Source organism: Modestobacter italicus, assembly GCF_000306785.1.
GTDB classification, from domain to species: domain Bacteria; phylum Actinomycetota; class Actinomycetes; order Mycobacteriales; family Geodermatophilaceae; genus Modestobacter; species Modestobacter italicus.
In genome coordinates, this window is sequence record NC_017955.1 from 31,795 (window position 1) to 46,975 (window position 15,181).

At 76.4% G+C, this 15,181-nt stretch carries 17 protein-coding genes and 1 tRNA gene; 8 read left to right on the plus strand and 10 right to left on the minus strand.

The genetic code is table 11. The features are described 5' to 3' along the window. Positions 1–21: 21 nt before the first annotated feature. From MODMU_RS00190 to MODMU_RS00200, 3 genes are read right to left on the minus strand one after another with little or no spacing between them, the layout of a single operon-like run. Positions 22–1,437: a PP2C family protein-serine/threonine phosphatase gene (locus tag MODMU_RS00190; protein ID WP_014738116.1), complete on the minus strand. Its 1,416-nt coding sequence runs from the start codon at positions 1,435–1,437 to the stop codon at positions 22–24. After that, positions 1,434–1,895 (minus strand): FHA domain-containing protein FhaB/FipA, encoded by a 462-nt coding sequence (locus MODMU_RS00195; RefSeq protein WP_014738117.1) that lies wholly within the window; start codon positions 1,893–1,895, stop codon positions 1,434–1,436. The genes MODMU_RS00190 and MODMU_RS00195 overlap by 4 nt, the downstream gene beginning before the upstream one ends. 34 nt (positions 1,896–1,929) lie before the next feature. Next, entirely contained in the window at positions 1,930–2,727 is a 798-nt protein-coding gene (locus MODMU_RS00200; RefSeq protein ID WP_014738118.1) for an FHA domain-containing protein, read from the minus strand. A 245-nt stretch (positions 2,728–2,972) separates the two neighbouring features. Here MODMU_RS00200 and MODMU_RS00205 point away from each other — a divergent pair. Continuing rightward, positions 2,973–3,055: transfer RNA gene (locus MODMU_RS00205), tRNA-Leu, on the plus strand. A gap of 58 nt (positions 3,056–3,113) precedes the next feature. On the opposite strand, the gene MODMU_RS00210 is transcribed toward MODMU_RS00205, so the two are convergent. Further along, a complete protein-coding gene (locus tag MODMU_RS00210) occupies positions 3,114–3,629 on the minus strand; it encodes a DUF1707 SHOCT-like domain-containing protein (RefSeq protein ID WP_014738119.1) in 516 nt (171 codons plus the stop codon). Between the two features lie 140 nt (positions 3,630–3,769). Between MODMU_RS00210 and MODMU_RS00215 the strand changes: the two genes are divergently transcribed. Genes MODMU_RS00215 through MODMU_RS00225 form a run of 3 tightly spaced genes read left to right on the plus strand, consistent with a single transcriptional unit; the run spans position 3,770 to position 5,654 of the window. Further along, on the plus strand, positions 3,770–4,690 hold the full coding sequence (locus tag MODMU_RS00215) for an aldose epimerase family protein (protein WP_014738120.1): 921 nt from the start codon (positions 3,770–3,772) through the stop codon (positions 4,688–4,690). After that, positions 4,651–5,412, plus strand: a complete 762-nt coding sequence (locus MODMU_RS00220) for an MOSC domain-containing protein (RefSeq protein ID WP_231851732.1) — start codon at positions 4,651–4,653, stop codon at positions 5,410–5,412. Before MODMU_RS00215 ends, MODMU_RS00220 begins: the two co-directional genes overlap by 40 nt. 26 nt (positions 5,413–5,438) lie before the next feature. Continuing rightward, positions 5,439–5,654 carry an RNA-binding S4 domain-containing protein gene (locus MODMU_RS00225; protein WP_014738122.1) on the plus strand — a complete coding sequence of 72 codons (216 nt, stop codon included), beginning with the start codon at positions 5,439–5,441 and terminating at the stop codon, positions 5,652–5,654. 148 nt (positions 5,655–5,802) lie between these two features. Here the strand turns inward: MODMU_RS00225 and MODMU_RS00230 are convergent, their stop codons facing one another. Further along, positions 5,803–6,768: an endonuclease/exonuclease/phosphatase family protein gene (locus MODMU_RS00230; protein WP_014738123.1), complete on the minus strand. Its 966-nt coding sequence runs from the start codon at positions 6,766–6,768 to the stop codon at positions 5,803–5,805. Positions 6,769–6,893: 125 nt separating this feature from the next. On the opposite strand from MODMU_RS00230, the gene MODMU_RS00235 reads away from it, so the two are divergent. Then, positions 6,894–8,489, plus strand: coding sequence for a CYTH and CHAD domain-containing protein (locus MODMU_RS00235; RefSeq protein ID WP_014738124.1), 1,596 nt, complete (start codon positions 6,894–6,896; stop codon positions 8,487–8,489). Positions 8,490–8,660: 171 nt separating this feature from the next. Next, a complete protein-coding gene (locus MODMU_RS00240; protein WP_014738125.1) occupies positions 8,661–9,566 on the plus strand; it encodes a hypothetical protein in 906 nt (301 codons plus the stop codon). Positions 9,567–9,608: 42 nt separating this feature from the next. Here MODMU_RS00240 and MODMU_RS00245 read toward each other — a convergent pair whose 3' ends face one another. After that, entirely contained in the window at positions 9,609–10,637 is a 1,029-nt protein-coding gene (locus MODMU_RS00245) for an ATP-dependent 6-phosphofructokinase (RefSeq protein WP_014738126.1), read from the minus strand. A gap of 83 nt (positions 10,638–10,720) precedes the next feature. Here MODMU_RS00245 and MODMU_RS00250 point away from each other — a divergent pair, with 83 nt between their 5' ends. After that, positions 10,721–11,461: a GntR family transcriptional regulator gene (locus MODMU_RS00250; RefSeq protein WP_041794790.1), complete on the plus strand. Its 741-nt coding sequence runs from the start codon at positions 10,721–10,723 to the stop codon at positions 11,459–11,461. A 3-nt stretch (positions 11,462–11,464) separates the two neighbouring features. On the opposite strand, the gene MODMU_RS00255 is transcribed toward MODMU_RS00250, so the two are convergent. Together MODMU_RS00255 and MODMU_RS00260 are read right to left on the minus strand one after the other, a co-directional pair. Continuing rightward, positions 11,465–12,592, minus strand: coding sequence for a GAF domain-containing protein (locus MODMU_RS00255; RefSeq protein ID WP_014738128.1), 1,128 nt, complete (start codon positions 12,590–12,592; stop codon positions 11,465–11,467). 118 nt (positions 12,593–12,710) lie between these two features. After that, on the minus strand, positions 12,711–13,349 hold the full coding sequence (locus MODMU_RS00260; protein WP_014738129.1) for an MBL fold metallo-hydrolase: 639 nt from the start codon (positions 13,347–13,349) through the stop codon (positions 12,711–12,713). A gap of 140 nt (positions 13,350–13,489) precedes the next feature. Between MODMU_RS00260 and MODMU_RS00265 the strand changes: the two genes are divergently transcribed. Then, a complete protein-coding gene (locus tag MODMU_RS00265) occupies positions 13,490–13,708 on the plus strand; it encodes a hypothetical protein (RefSeq protein WP_014738130.1) in 219 nt (72 codons plus the stop codon). Positions 13,709–13,737: 29 nt separating this feature from the next. Here MODMU_RS00265 and MODMU_RS00270 read toward each other — a convergent pair whose 3' ends face one another. Both MODMU_RS00270 and MODMU_RS00275 read right to left on the minus strand, forming a co-directional pair. Then, entirely contained in the window at positions 13,738–14,355 is a 618-nt protein-coding gene (locus MODMU_RS00270; protein ID WP_014738131.1) for a class I SAM-dependent DNA methyltransferase, read from the minus strand. Between the two features lie 7 nt (positions 14,356–14,362). Continuing rightward, positions 14,363–15,142, minus strand: coding sequence for an enoyl-CoA hydratase/isomerase family protein (locus tag MODMU_RS00275; RefSeq protein ID WP_014738132.1), 780 nt, complete (start codon positions 15,140–15,142; stop codon positions 14,363–14,365). Positions 15,143–15,181 lie beyond the last annotated feature (39 nt).

Here is a 15,181-nt window from a genome sequence, read left to right on the forward strand (position 1 = left end):
GGGCGGTGTCGGGCGGGCCACTCAGTCCGCCTCCCGGCAGTCCACTCCCGGCGTCCCGGTGCGGGACGCCCCCGTGCTCGTCGCCGAGCTCGTGGTCGTGGCCGGTGACGGCGTGGGGAGGGGTGGGGTCGGCGCCGCGCTGACCGCCGGGTCGACCGGCGGGACGGGCTCGGGGGTGGGGGAGGGCGCCGGTGCGGAGCTGGTGCTCGACGCGGTGCTCGGGGTGGTGCGGCACGGCGGCAGCCGCTGGTCGCGGAGGTTGGTGAGGATCCGCTGGGCGTCGTCCCGGTCGGAGGCGGTGATGCCGCCGGTGACCCGGCTGCGGGCGGCCTGGGTGAGGTCGGTGGTGGCCAGGCCGGTCGCCTCGTCGAGCCGGAACAGGTCCACCCCGACGATGGAGGTGTCCAGGCCCTGGAAGACGGCGACCTCGTTGCCGTCGGCGGTCTCCGCGACCCCGACGAACCAGTGCCCCATCACGAACAGGTAGCCGCCCACCGCCGCGGCGGCGAGCACCACCAGGGCGGCCAGCGAGACGAGCACGGTCCGCAGCGGGCGCCGGCGGACCGGCGGGGAGGTGGTGCCCACCGTCGGGCCGGCCTGGGCGGGTTGCGGGTCGGCGAGCGCGGCCCGGCCGGCCGCCGAGCGCGGGTCGACCTCGCGCTGACCGCGGTTGTCCCCGGCGGCGCCGTCGACGACCGGGTCGATCAGGGCGCCGCGGCCGTCGTCCTCGACCACGTCGGCGACGATGCAGGTGATGTTGTCCGGACCGCCGCTGCGCAGCGCCAGCTCGATCAGCCGGTCGGCGGTGGCCTGCGGGTCGGGGTCGCGCATCGCCGAGGCGAGGGTCTCGAAGGTGACCACCCCGGACAGGCCGTCGGAGCACAGCAGGTAGCGGTCGCCGGCCCGGGCGTCGCGCATCGACAGGTCGGGCTCGACGTCCTGGCCGTTGAGGGCGCGGAGCAGCAGCGACCGCTGCGGGTGGCTGCTCGCCTCCTCCTCGGTGATCCGGCCGTCGTCGATGAGGGTCTGCACGAACGTGTCGTCGTGGGTGATCTGGGCCAGCTCGCCGTCGCGCATCAGGTACGCCCGGGAGTCCCCGACGTGGCAGAGCCCGAGCCGGCCGCCGGCGAAGAGGACCGCGGTCAGCGTCGTCCCCATGCCCTCCAGGTGCGGCGCCTCGCGGATGACCTCGCGCAGGTGCTCGCTGCCGTCGAAGACCGCCTGCCGCAGCGCCTGCAGCAGGTCGCCGGAGGGGGCGTCGTCGTCGAGGTGCTCGAGCGCGGCGATGACCACCTTGCTGGCGACGTCACCGGCCGCGTGGCCGCCCATCCCGTCGGCGACGGCGAGCAACCGCGGACCGGCGTACACCGAGTCCTGGTTGGTGCCGCGGATGAGGCCGCGGTCGGAGCGGGCGGCGTAGCGCAGGACGAGCGTCATGAACGGAGCTCCAGCACGGTCTGGCCGATCCGGATCGGTTGGCCGGGGCCGACCAGCAGGGGACCCTGCACGCGCTGCTGGTCGAGGTAGGTGCCGTTGGTCGAGCCGAGGTCCTCGACGTACCACTGGCCGCCGCGGTTGGTGAGCCGCGCGTGCCGGGAGGAGGCGAAGTCGTCGGTCAGCACGAGGGTCGAGTCGTCGGCACGGCCGATCAGGATCGCCTGCTCCCCGAGGGTGATGCGGGTGCCCGAGAGCGGGCCCGCGGTGACGACCAGGTGCTTGGGGCCGCGGCTGCCGCGCTTGCGCCCGACCGCGGCGGCCCGCGGCGGGACGGAGGCGACCCGGCCGGCGCGACCGCCGAGGAGGTCCGCCCGCACGACCCGGAAGGCGGCGAAGATGAACAACCACAGCAGCAGCAGGAAACCGAAGCGGAAGGCCTGCAGGACGATCTCCGCCATCAGCCCGCCGCCCGGGGCCGAGTCGCGGACCGGGTCATGTGCCGTCCTGCCGGTAGACCAGCACCGAGTGGCCGATCCGGATGACGTCGCCGTCGGCGAGGTCCTGCCGGCCGACCCGCCGGCCGTTGACCAGCGTCCCGTTCGTGGAGCCGAGGTCCTCGACGGTGACGACGCCCCCGGCGAGCTGGACGTCGGCGTGCTTGCGGCTCACCCCGGTGTCGGGCAGCCGGATGTCGGCCTCGGTGCCGCGGCCGAGCACGTTGCTGCCCTGCTCCAGCACGTGCTTGGTGCCGGGGCCGTCGACGACCAGGACGTGCGCCACCCGGTGACCGGCGCGGCCGGCGAGCGGGGGGTCCTGGGCGCCGGTGTCGGTCGACCCGGTGCGCATCGAGGGCAGCGGTGGGAGCGGGGGGCGGCCGGCGGGGGGCGGCGGCGCGGCGACCTCGGTGCGGTGCTGGCTGCCGCCGGTGACGTGCGAGGCGACCTCGAAGACCCCGGTGCGCAGCGACTCGTCGCGCTCCAGCCGCACCTGGACGTCGCCGAAGGTCTGGTACCCCTCGGCCTCGACGTGCTCGGTGACCATGTCGGCGAGCTCGCCGGCCAGCTGCTCGGACCACTCGGCGAGGTTGTCGTGGTCGACCGGGCCGAGGGTGACGACGTAGAGGTCGGGGGCGAGCACCCGGCCGCCGCCGAGCACGGACCGCTGCTCGTCGGCCTCGCGCTGCAGGGCGGTGGCGATCTCCGCCGGGTGGACCTTGCCCTTGAAGACGCGCGCGAACGCCAGGCCGACCATGCCCTCGAGGCGTCGCTCGAAGCGCTGCAGCACACCCACAGTCGCTCCCTCGCGTCTCGGCTGACCTCCCACTGCACTTGAGCGCTGATCGTAACCGGGGGAGGGTCGCCGGACCGGTCGGGAAGCGCAGGACGCCCCGGCGATCTCTGCCGGGCCGTGTCCCGCGCACTGTCTACCAGCGGGACGCCGCGGGCCTCGCGGGCCGCGCCGGGAGCGGTGCCGGCGGGCTGTCCGGGGGTGGGGCCGGAGGCTCCCGGACCGGCTGATACTGTTCTCCCTCGCCAGGGCAAGTGGCGGAATGGCAGACGCGCACGGTTCAGGTCCGTGTGTCCGAGAGGACGTGGGGGTTCAACTCCCCCCTTGCCCACCGAGTCGGAGCGCCGGTGACCGAGAGGTCCCGGCGCTCCGCTGCGTCCGGGGGCAGGTCAGCCGGGCAGCCGCTCCGAGCGCCGGTCGCGCTGCCGGTCCCGGCCCGGCCCGCGCGCCGCCCCGAGGGTCTGCGCCACCAGCACCACGCCCCAGGGGCCGATCACCCACACCGGCCACGGGTAGATCCACTCACCGGTGCCCAGCGAGGTCAGCGCCCAGATGCCGACCACGACCACCGCCGTGGCGAGCCAGCTGGCCCAGGCGGCCCGGATGCCGTTGGCCGTGCTGCCCCAGTGCCCCCAGTTCCCCGCCCACGAGTGCATGCCCCAGCCGGGGGCACCGCACCCGGCGGCCGCCGGCTGGACCGCCGGCGCGGGCGCGGGGGCCGGCTCGACCCCGGGCAGGTCGGCGGTCAGCTGGTCGAGCTCGCCGTAGGTGCGGGCGGCGTAGGCGCGGGACAGCCGGTCGTCGAACTCGGCGACGGTCAGCCGCCCGGCGGACATGTGCGCGCCGAGGACCTCGGCCACGGCGGCTCGGTCGGCATCGGCAGCGCGCAGGTGGGACTCGGGCATCCTGGACTCCTCGGTCGGTCGCAGCACCAGTCTGCTGCCGCGAGGGGTCCGGTGACCACTGACGTCTGTCACCAGTCGGTCGGTTCCACGTGGAACCCGGCGTTGTGCTGAGCTGTCCGGGACCGCCCCGAGGAGGACCCATGCCGCTCGACCCGCGCTGGCCGTCCAGCACCCCGCTCGACGCCGAGGTGACCGCCGGTGGCGCCCGGCTCGCCGTCGACCTGCGCGGCGGGGGGCTGCGCGAGCTCGCGGTCGGGGAGTGGCAGCTGCTCGACGGCTACCCCGCCGGCACGGTGCCGGCCGGGCGCCGCGGCGGCGTGCTGCTGCCGTGGCCGAACCGGCTGCGGGACGGGCGCTGGCGCTGGCGCGGCGCGGACCTGCAGCTGGACGTGGTCAGCGCGGCCTCCCCCAACGCCGTGCACGGGCTGCTGTCCGCGCAGCCGTGGGCCGTGCTGGACGAGCGGCCGGCCGGCGTCACCGTCGGCACGGTCCTCCAGCCGCGGGCCGGCTACCCGTTCCGGTTGGCGGCGGCCATCGACTACGACCTGGGCCCCGAGCTGCTGACGGTCACCGTGCGGGTGCGCAACGCAGGCGGCGAGGACGCGCCCTTCGGCGTGGGCATGCACCCCTACCTGCACGTGGGCGCGGCCGCCGAGGGCGGCGTGGCCGACGCCGAGCTCACCGTCCCGGCGCGCACCGCGATGGTCGTCGACGGCGGCCTGCCGACCGGGGAGAGCCGGCCGTTCGACGGCGCGGTCGGCCGGATCGGCGACCGGGCCCTGGACGACCCGGTGACCGACCTGGTCCGGGACGACGAGGGCTGGGCCCGGGTCGAGCTGCGCGGGCCGGCCGGTGCGCTGGAGCTGGCCGTCGACCGGTCCTGGCCGTGGCTGCAGGTCTACACCGGCGACACGCTGCCGGCCGGGCAGCGCCGGCGCAGCGTGGCCGTGGAGCCGATGACCTGCCCGCCCAGCGCGCTGGCCGACGGCACCGACCTCGTCGTCCTGGCGCCGGAGGGGACGTGGTCGGGCACCTGGACGCTGGGCTGGACGCCGGCGTGAGCGGGCTGCGGGTGCGGGAGCTGTGGCGGTTCCCGGTGAAGTCGCTGCTGGGCGAGCGGGTCGAGCGGGCCGAGGTCGGCGCCGAGGGCCTCGCCGGAGACCGCGGCTGGGCGCTGTTCGACGTCGGGACCGGTTTCGGGCTCACCGCCCGCCGGGTGCCCGAGCTGCTGTTCGCCGCGGGCCGGCTGCGCCCGGACGGGACGGCGGAGGTGGTGCTGCCCGACGGCACCGCCACCACCGACGACGCGGTCCTCTCCCGCTGGGCCGGCCGGCCGGTGGAGCTGCGGCCCGCCACCGCCGTGCACGGTGCCCGCCGCTACGAGAACCCCGACGACGCCGAGGACGAGGAGGCCGCCCGCTGGGACCCCTTCGCCGGGGCCGACGGCGCCTTCCACGACAACGCCGACGCCCGGGTCACCCTGGTGTCGACCGGCACGCTGGGCGGCTGGGACCGGCGGCGGTTCCGGGCCAACGTGGTGCTCGACGGCGCCGGGGAGGACGAGCTGGTGGGCCGGCACGTCCGGCTGGGCACCGCGGAGCTCGACGTGGTCGGCCGGGTGCCGCGCTGCGTGATGACCACCCGCCCGCAGGCCGGCGGCATCGGCCGGGACACCGCGGTGCTCAAGACGATCCACCGGGAGCGCGGTGGGGCGCTGGCGGTCGGCGCGCTCGTGGCGCGGCCCGGTGTCCTTGCGGTGGGCGACACCGTCGTCCCGGCCTGACGGGGCCCTGGGGAAGGATCGGGAGCGTGCGCACCATCGAGCTCCGCCCCGGCGAGGAGACCATCCGGCTCGGCCAGCTGCTGAAGCTGGTCGACGCCGTCCCGTCCGGCGCCCAGGTCAAGGACGTGCTGACCTCCGGCGAGGTCGCGGTCAACGGCGAGCCCGAGGAGCGCCGCGGGCGGCAGCTGCACCGCGGGGACATCGTCTCGGTCGCTGGGCAGGACGACGTCCGGATCGGCTGAGCGTGACCGGCGCCCCCGCAGGGTGACGCCACGCCGGGCGACACGCCAGTTCACACAGATGTCACACAAGTCGGGTGCAGACCGGCGGAGAGCGGGCATGTCGGTACCGCCCGGGCGGCGGTGGTGCGGAACCCGCCGCCCGGGGCTCTCAGCCCCCCGGCCGGTGCCGCGGCAGCCGCAGGTCGGCGACCAGCGCCCGGTGGTCGGTCCCCGGCACGTGCACCACCGCGAGGGAGACCACGCCGATCCGCGGGTCGACGAGCACGTGGTCCAGCGTCAGCCGGGGCACCGGCACCCGGACCGGTGCCCAGGTGGGCCGCAGCGCCTGACCGGTCACCCGGGCCGCGTCGACCCAGCCGCGGCGCAGCAGCCGCCGGAACGCCCCGTGGTCCGGGGTCGCGTTGAAGTCGCCGGCGAGCACCCGCAGCACCTCCTCCGCCGGGTCGGGGAGCAGCGCGAGGTCCTCCTCCCAGCGCGCGACCTGGCCGGCCGAGGAGGTCGGCGGGTGGGTGTGCACCGCCGTGACCTCCAGGTCGGCGCCGCCGGGCACCGCCAGCCGGGCGCCCGGCTGACCGAAGCGGCCCGGGACGACGGAGCGCTCGAGCACCTCCAGCCGGCTCCACAGCGCGCCGCCCGCCCCGGCCGGCTGGCCCTCCCCGGCGGGCACGACGTGCGCGTGCGGCAGCCGCTCGGCCACCCCCGCCGCCAGCAGCCCGGTGACCGCCTCCGGGGTCACCTCCGACAGCGCCAGCACGTCGGCGTCGGTGGCCCGCGCCAGCGAGACGACGGCCGTCGGGTCCGCCCGGCCGTGCAGCATGTTCAGCGAGACCAGCCGCAGCGGCCGGCCGTCGGTGGGCCCACCCGGCGTCCGGCGGACGCCGGCGAGCACCGACCCGCCCAGCACGGCGGTGGCGCCGGCGGCCAGCACGGTGGCGCTGCGCGAGCGGGCGAGCACGCCGGCCGCCACCGGGAGCACGCCGGTGGCCGCCGCGTACCGGGTGAAGGCGGTCGCGGGCACCAGCGGGAAGCCGCGGTCGGCACCGGCCGCGCGGACCACCGCCCAGCCGGCCCAGGGTGCGGCGAGGGCGAGGGCGGCGCGACGCGGGAGGGGCACCCGCCCATCCTGCCGATCCCCGCTGCGCCCGGCCCGGTGACGCCCCTGACCTGGCCGTTCACCTCGGTGGGGTAGACCCTGATGGACGAGTGGTCGTGAACGGGGCATGGACGAGGAGTGGACGCGTGGCTGTGGAGCATCTGGAGATCGAGCGCAAGTTCGACGTCGAGGAGACGTTCGCGCTGCCCGACCTCACCGGCATCCCCGGGGTGGCCGAGGTGCGCGGGCCCGTCGAGCACTCCCTGGAGGCCGCCTACTACGACACCGCGGACCTGCGGCTGGCCCGCGCGCGGGTGACCCTCCGCCGGCGCACCGGCGGCGCCGACGCCGGGTGGCACGTGAAGCTGCCGGCCTCGGCCGGTGCCCGCCGCGAGCTCCACTCGCCGCTCGGCCGGGCGCAGAAGACCCCGCCGAAGGCCGTGCTGGAGCCGGTGCTCGGCATCGTCCGCCGCGCGCCCGCCACCCAGGTCGCCGCGCTGCGCACCCGCCGGGTGGTCACCGAGCTCGTCGACGCCGAGGGCCGGGTGCTCGCCGAGGTGGCCGACGACCAGGTCACCGGCACCGCGCTGCCGGCCGGACCCGGTGAGGCCGCCGTCGTCACCGCCTGGCGGGAGGTCGAGATCGAGCTGGTCGACGGCGATGAGGAGCTGCTGGCCGCCGTCGCCGCCGCCGTCGTCGACGCCGGCGCCCGCCCGGCGGCCGCGCCGTCGAAGCTGAGCCGGGTGCTCGCCGACCGGCTGGCCGCCGTCGACGGACCGGTGCTCCCGCCCGCCGAGCCGGCCGCACCGGCGGGGGAGGAGAAGAAGGGCAAGAAGGGGAAGAAGGGCAAGAAGCGGAAGGGCGCCGAGCGCGGGGCGACGTCGTCCGCACCCGCCGGTGAGGTGCTGCGCGCCGCGCTGCAGCTGCAGGTGCGCTCGCTGCAGGACGCCGACCTGATGGTCCGCACCGGCCAGCCGGACGGCGTGCACCAGGTGCGGGTGGCCTGCCGCCGGCTGCGCAGCACGCTCGCCGCCTACCGCCCGGTGCTCGACCGGGCGCAGACCGACCCGCTGCGCGAGGAGCTGGCCGTGGTGGGGACGGCGCTCTCGCCCACCCGCGACGCCGAGGTCGCACTCGGCCACCTGCGCGAGCTGGTCGCCGCCGAGCCCGGGGAGCTGGTCCTCGGCCCGGTGGCCGCCCGGCTGCAGCAGGCCGCGCTCGCCGACCAGCGGACCGGTGAGGTGGACGCCCGCAAGGCGCTGACCTCGGACGCCTACCTGCAGCTGCGGGACGACCTGGACGCCCTGGTCGCCGAGCCGCCGCTGACCGAGGCGGCGGCCCGGCCCGCCGACGAGGTGCTGCGGGAGATCGTGGCGCACACCGGCAAGCGGCTGCGCCACGCCGTGGCGGCGGCGCAGGACAGCTACCACGACGAGGCGCTGCACGAGGTGCGCAAGGCGGCCAAGCGGGTCCGGTACACCGCCGAGTCCGCGGTGCCGGTGCTCGGCGAGCCGGTCCGCCGGCTGGTCGGCGCCCTCAAGGGGGTGCAGGAGGTGCTCGGCGACCGCCAGGACACCTTCGTGACCCGGCCGCTGTGCACCCAGCTCGGGCTGCAGGCCTTCGCCGCCGGGGAGAACGCCTGGACGTGGGGCCGGCTGCACGCCCTGGAGCAGGCCCGCTGCGAGCAGGCCGAGCGGGAGTTCTGGCAGCGCTGGCCGGCCCTGGAGGCGGCGACCCGCTAGGCGGAGCTGCCCGGGGCGCACCGCGGGGTCACGGCGGTGCGCGGACCGTTCTCCTGAGTGGCGACAGGCCGGGCCCCGGAGTTCCGAGACCCTCCGGTGCCTCGCGACTGCCGCAGCGGGTTACTACAACCGCCATGTGGCCGTGACGTGGCCGTCGGGGAAGCGGGGCGCATGGGTTCGAGCGTCGGGGTGCGGCTGGCCGCCGCGCGGCTGACCGAGCTGCTGGGCCAGCCGCCCTACCGCCGCCGCTGGCAGCCGCACAGCAGCGTGCGGCGGGGCGAGCTCTCCCGGGCCGCCGTCGCCGCCGTGCTGGACGCCCACCTCGTCGAGGCCGGCGAGGTGGGCTGGGACCACCAGCCGCGCAGCCTGGAGAACCGGGTGGGCCGGGCGCTCAACGGCGACCGGATCTCCGACGCCACGCTCGAGCTGTTCGTCGCGGCGTTCGAGATGACCCGGGAGCACGCCGACGAGCTGCGGGCGCTGGTCCGCGGCCGCCCGCTCCGCGACCGGCTGGTGGTGGCCGACCAGCTCGACGGCGAGGAGCCGCTGCCGCCGCGCACCGTGCGCACGCTGCAGGTCGCCGAGCACCACGAGATCGGGTCGGACCGGTCACCGCGGCAGCACGTCACCCGCCAGTTGCTGGAGGCGGTGGAGCCGACCGACCGGCACCACTACTCCTTCGACACCCCGCACGCCGCGGTGACCGTGCTGACCGGGGGCGCCCCGCTGCGCGCGTTCCGGGTGACCGGCACGTCGCTGTGCGCGGTGGAGATCGCGCTCACCGAGCCGCTGCTGCCCGGGCAGACCGCCCACCTGGAGTACCGGACGGCGTTCGCCTACCCCGGGCCGCCGGCGCCGGAGTTCCGCAAGCGCGTCTCGTCGAGCATGCGGCACGTGGCCCTGACCCTCCGGTTCGACCCGTCCTGCCTGCCCCGCGAGGTCCTCTGCGCCCGCTGGGCGGACATCGGGTCGACCGAGCCGGTCCACGCCGTCCCGGTGCAGCTGGTCGGCGGGCAGGCCTCGCAGGAGGTCGTCCCGGACAGCGACTGCGTGATCGGCTGGCGCTGGACCTGGTGACGCCGTCGTCCACCGAGAGCGCGCTCCTGGTGGGGACGTCGGCTAGCCGGTGAAGGAGGCGGTCTCGGCGAGGCGGGACTTGGGGACCGTCTTGAGCTCCCGGACGGCGTCGGCCAGCGGGACGAGGCCGATCTCGGTGCCGTGCAGCGCGACCATCTGCCCGAAGTGGCCCTCATGGGCGGCGATCGCGGCGTGCAGGCCGAACCGGGTGGCCAGCACCCGGTCGAAGGACGTCGGGGTGCCACCGCGCTGCACGTGGCCGAGCACCGTCGTCCGCACCTCCTTGCCGGTGCGCCGCTCGAGCTCCTCGCCCAGCTGCTGCGCGACGCCGGTGAACCGCCGGTGGCCGAACTCGTCCAGGCCGCCGTCGCGGAGCGGCATCGTGCCCGGCAGCGGCGTGGCGCCCTCGCTCACCACCCCGATGACGTGCCGGTGCCCCCGGTCGAAGCGGGCGGTGACCAGCTTGCAGACCTCCTCGATGTCGAAGGGCTGCTCGGGGGTGATCGTCAGGTGCGCACCGGACGCGAGCCCGGCGTTGAGCGCGATCCAGCCGGCGTGCCGGCCCATGACCTCGACCAGCAGCACCCGCTGGTGCGACTCGGCGGTGGTGTGCAGCCGGTCGATCAGGTCGGTGGCGATGCTCACCGCGGTGTCGAACCCGAAGGTCAGGTCGGTGCCGTGGATGTCGTTGTCGATCGTCTTCGGGATGCCGATCACCGGCACGCCCTCCGACGCCAGCCACGCGGCCGCGGTCAGCGTGCCCTCGCCCCCGATCGGCAGCAGCGCGTCGACCCCGTGGGCGTCGAGCACCTCGCGCATCCGGCCGAGCCCGTCCCGCAGCTTCTGCGGCGCGACGCGGGCCGAGCCCAGCACCGTGCCGCCGCGGGTGAGCAGCCCGTTGACCACCGGCCGGTCGAGCACCATGGCGTCGTCCTCGAGCAGACCGCGCCAGCCGTTGCGGAACCCGACGACGGTGCTGCCGTACTCCTTCTCGGCCGTGCGGACGACGGACCGCAGGACGGCGTTGAGGCCGGGGCAGTCGCCGCCGCCGGTCAGCACTCCGATGTGCACGGGTTCTCCTCCGAAAGGGGGGCAGAGCAGGTCGACCGTACGTCATGACGTCTAGACGTCTACCGGTGCAGTACCTTCCAGGCGTGGCGGGTGTCGAGGCGGGGCCGAAGTACCTCGCCGTTCGTGAGGCGTTGCGGCGCCGCGCCTCCGCGCTGCCCGAGCACACCCTCCTCCCCCCGGAGCCGGTGTTGTGCGCCGAGTACGGGGTCAGCCGGATCACGCTGCGCCGCGCGGTCGACGGGCTGGTCGCCGACGGCCACCTGGTCCGGGAGCAGGGCCGCGGCACCTTCGTGAGCCGGCCGGGGATCCGGCACGAGTACCGCGAGAGCTTCGTCCACCGGATCGCCGGGTTCCACTCGGTGATGACCGAGCAGGGCGCCCAGGTCGGCACCACGGTGCTCAGCCAGAAGGTGGTGCCGGCCGCCCCGGCGATCGCCGCCGAGCTGAGCATCGCCACCGCCGACGACGTGGTCGAGCTGGTCCGGCTGCGCAGCGTCGACGGGCTGCCCAACCACGTCGTCCGCAGCTTCCTGGCCGCCGACCGCTACCCCAAGGCCGCCAGCGAGGACTTCGGCCACGGCTCGCTCTACGAGTTCCTCCGCCGGGAGTACCAGGCCGACCTCGCGCACGCCCGGCTGGTCGTCGATGTCGGCACGGCGGCCGCCGACGAGGCGGAGGTGCTCGACGTGATCACCGGCTCCCCGCTGCTGGTGGTGCGCACCACCGTCCGGGACAGCGCCGGCCACCCGCTGGTGCACAGCTTCTCCCGGCTGCGCCCGGACGTGAGCCAGGTCGAGTTCGAGGTCTCCGTCGGCGGTCGCTGACCCTCAGGCGCTGATCGGCACCGGCGGCGAGGTCGCCGCGAGCCGCAGCCGCTGGGCGCGCAGCAGCACCCGGTCCAGGGCGTACCCGACGTGCCGGGCCAGGTCGGCGACGACGTCGGACAGCGGCGGGTCCAGCTCCCGGGTGTTCCCCCAGCCGACCAGCAGCCCCGCGGCCGCGGTGTGCTGGCCGAGCACGACAGGCACGGCGAGCGCCGTCTCCGCGCCGACCGGGAACCGGGCCAGCGCCGGGAACTCCGCCTCGCCCGCGGCCCGGGAGCCGACCGGCACCGGCCGCCGCTCCCGCACCGCCGTCGCCAGCGGGTGCGGGTCGGGCAGGTGCAGCCCGGTGGCCACCCGGGTGGTCGGTGAGCTGCCGGCCACCGCGGCCCACACCCGCAGGTCGGCGCTGCCGGTCTCGGCGAGCCCCAGCAGCGTCACGGTCGCCCCGAGCGGTGAGCGGACGAACCGGTCCACGCTGCGCAGCACGTCCAGCAGCGTCTCGGCGGGCTGCAGGTCCTGGCTGAGCCGGGCCACGACCCGGGCGCGGTCGGCGGCGGCCTCGGCCTCGACGTAGGCGGCGCGCGCCGAGTCGGCGGCCTTCGCCGCGGCCACGGCGGCCCGGGCCGCCGTCGCCACCGCCTCCCGCTCGGCCAGCTCGAGCGCCTGGAACTGCAGCCGGCGGGACGCCTCGGCGGCCAGCGCGTGCAGCGCCGCCAGCTCCCGCGGGGACCAGTCGCGGGGCCGGTCGTCGGACACCGACAGCACGCCGATGGGCCGGCCGTGCACGTCGGCCAGCGGCATCGCGGCGTAGGCGACGATCTGCATGTCCAGCACGCCCGGGCTCTCCCGCAGCTCCTGGTCCTCGCGGGCGTCGCGGAGCACCAGCGGCCGGCCGGTGGCGACCACCCGCAGGTTCATCGAGTAGCTCAGCGGCATCGACCGGCGGGTCTCCCACGGCTCGGGCAGGCCGTGCGCCCCGGGGAACACCTGGCCGCTCTTCGAGGCCAGCACCACCAGGGCACGCGGGACCCGGAGCTCGGCGCAGACCCGCGCGGCCAGCTCGTCGAACCCCTCGTCGGCGCGCGCGGGCAGGGGCGCCCAGGTGGGCAGCTCGTGGCCGGTGCTCTCCATGGCCGTCTCCCCGCCTCGTGGTGGTGCGCCGGCGGGCCTGCTGCGTGCGTTCCCCCGTGCTGCGCAGCCCGATGCTGTCAGATGCCGGGCGCCGGTGGAGGGCTCCGGGACCGTCGGTTCAGACCGCGACGGACTCCCCGGGCACCAGCCGCTCGTACGGCGTGGGCTGACCCGGGCCACCCGGGCCCAGCAGCCGGGCCACGCCGCCCAGCCCCAGGTCGCTGAGCAGCGCGTCGTGCACCGCGATCGCCCGCTCGGCGCGCAGCTCGCGCAGGTAGTCGACCAGCTCGGCCGTCTTCGACCACGGGGCGTGCGCCGGCAGCAGCAGCGTCGGGACGGCGACCTCGGGGACGGTGAGCGCGTCCCCGGGGTGGAACACCGTGCCCTCGACCAGGAAGCCGACGTTCCGCACCCGGGGGACGTCGGGGTGGATGACCGCGTGCCACTCGCCGTGCACCGAGACGTCGAACCCGGCCGCGGTGAAGGTGTCACCCGCGCCGACGACGTGCACCCGGGTGCCGAGGCCCTCGAGCTGGGCGGCGACGGAGGCGTTGGTCCACAGCTCGAGCGCGGGGTCGGCGTCCAGCGCGGCGCGGACCCGGTCCGGCACGACGTGGTCGGGGTGCTCGTGGGTCACCAGCAGCGCCGACGCCCCGGCCCACGCGTCGTCCTCGGTGAAGGCGCCGGGGTCGACGACCAGCCGGCGTTCGCCGTCGGACAGGACGACACAGGCGTGTCCGTGCTTGGTGAGCTGCACCGGGGCCTCCTCGCAGGTGGTGGGGTCGGGGGCACGGTGCCACGCGTCCCTGGGGACCGGGTGACCGGGGGGCCGACCCGATGGGGTGAGGCCCGCACGCCCGGCTGCACCGCCGCCGCGCCGCTGCCGACAACCGGGGCATGACCTCCTCGACGCTCACCCTCGTCGCCGCCCGCAGCCGTGCGCACGGACCGACGGCGGCCCTGTGGCACGCCGTCGAGGTGCACCGGGTCCTCGCCGACCTGGACGGGGCCTGCGAGCTCACCGTCTGCGGCGCGCTGGCCCGGGTCACCACCGAGCGGGTCTGGCCCGCCGACGGCACCGACGTCTGCCCGACCTGCGCCGTCCTGGCGCGCTGACCCTCAGCCCGGTCGTTGTTCCACGTGGATCAACGCCGGGTGCCCCCACCGGCCCGCGCGGCGAACACGGCGTAGGACCGCCGGTCGCCGTCCTGCGGCCGGTGCACGCGCTCGACCACCGTGAGGCCGGTGCTCGCCAGCCGGCGCGCGAGCTCGTCGGCCGGCCACCGGTACGCCCGGACGACGCGGTGCGGGAACGGCTCGCACACCGGGCCGTCGAAGAACCCGACCACCAGGGCGCCGCCCGGCGCCAGGACGCGCCGGACCTCGGCGAGGACGCCGTCCAGCGCGCCCGGGTCGAGGTGGATGAGGGAGAACCAGGCCAGGACGCCGGCCACCGACGCGTCCGGGGAGGCCAGCTCGGCCAGCGACCCGAGCTCGAACGCGACGTCCGGGGAGGACTGCCGGGCGTGGGCGAGGAACTCCGGCACCAGGTCGATCCCGGTGACCGGTGAGCCCGTGGCGGCCAGGAAGGCGCTGAGGTGCCCCGGCCCGCAGCCGAGGTCCAGCACCGGACCCGCCGACCGCCCGAGGTGGGCCTCGATCAGCCGCAGGTCGTCGGGGTGCACGCTGTCCACGGACCCGAACAGCTCGATGTACCGCCCGGCCAGCGCCGAGTAGGCCTGGGCGACGGGACCGGTCTCCACCCCGGGGTCAGCGGCCGGTGAACCGGGCCGGCCGCTTGGCCAGGAACGCCTCGACCGCCTCGCGGTGGTCGGCGGTGCCGCCCAGCTCGGTCTGCAGCCGCGCCTCCAGCGCCAGGGTGTCCGGCAGGGCGTCGGTGGCCGCGGTCGCCAACACCTCCTTGATCGCCCGGTAGGCCAGGGTCGGCCCGGCGGCGAGCCGGGCGGCCAGCGCCTGCGACTCGGCGAGCACCTGCTCCGGCGGGACCACCCGGTGCACCAGCCCCCACTGGCCGGCGGTCTCGGCGGTGAACGGCTCGGGCAGCAGCAGCAGCTCGGTGGCCCGCGAGCCCCCCACGCAATGGACCAGCCGGGAGGCCAGCCCCGAGTCGCTGGACAGCCCGATGCCGGCGAACGCGGTGGTGAACTTCGCGCCGGCCGCGGCCACCCGCAGGTCGCCGGCGAGCGCGATGCCCAGCCCAGCACCGGCGCAGGCGCCGTTGATGCCGACGACGACCGGCACCCGCAGCCCGGCCAGCGCCAGCAGCAGCGGGTTGTACTCCGCCTCGACCACCGACAGCGAGCTCTCGGCGTCGCCGCGCAGCACCTCGACGTGCTCGGCGAGGTCCTGGCCGACGCAGAAGGCCCGCCCGGACCCGGTCAGCAGCACCGCGCGCACCTGCTCGTCGGCGGCCACCTCCCGGACCAGGCCGAGCAGCTCGGTACGCAGCTGGGAGGAGAGCGCCGGGCGCTGCAGGGTCAGCGTGGCCACGCCGTCGGCGTCGGTCCGGGTGACGGTGGGGTCGGACATCGTCGTCCTCTCGATCGGGGTGGAGTGCCAGGGGCGCGT

Excerpts from the sequence above, each read along its gene's own strand:
- MODMU_RS00210 (WP_014738119.1), bottom strand. The coding sequence starts at position 3,629 with ATGCCCGAGTCCCACCTGCGCGCTGCCGATGCCGACCGAGCCGCCGTG.
- MODMU_RS00275 (WP_014738132.1), bottom strand. The coding sequence starts at position 15,142 with ATGTCCGACCCCACCGTCACCCGGACCGACGCCGACGGCGTGGCCACG.
- MODMU_RS00240 (WP_014738125.1), top strand. The coding sequence starts at position 8,661 with ATGGGTTCGAGCGTCGGGGTGCGGCTGGCCGCCGCGCGGCTGACCGAG.
- MODMU_RS00195 (WP_014738117.1), bottom strand. The coding sequence starts at position 1,895 with ATGGCGGAGATCGTCCTGCAGGCCTTCCGCTTCGGTTTCCTGCTGCTG.
- MODMU_RS00190 (WP_014738116.1), bottom strand. The coding sequence starts at position 1,437 with ATGACGCTCGTCCTGCGCTACGCCGCCCGCTCCGACCGCGGCCTCATC.
- MODMU_RS00215 (WP_014738120.1), top strand. The coding sequence starts at position 3,770 with ATGCCGCTCGACCCGCGCTGGCCGTCCAGCACCCCGCTCGACGCCGAG.
- MODMU_RS00265 (WP_014738130.1), top strand. The coding sequence starts at position 13,490 with ATGACCTCCTCGACGCTCACCCTCGTCGCCGCCCGCAGCCGTGCGCAC.
- MODMU_RS00255 (WP_014738128.1), bottom strand. The coding sequence starts at position 12,592 with ATGGAGAGCACCGGCCACGAGCTGCCCACCTGGGCGCCCCTGCCCGCG.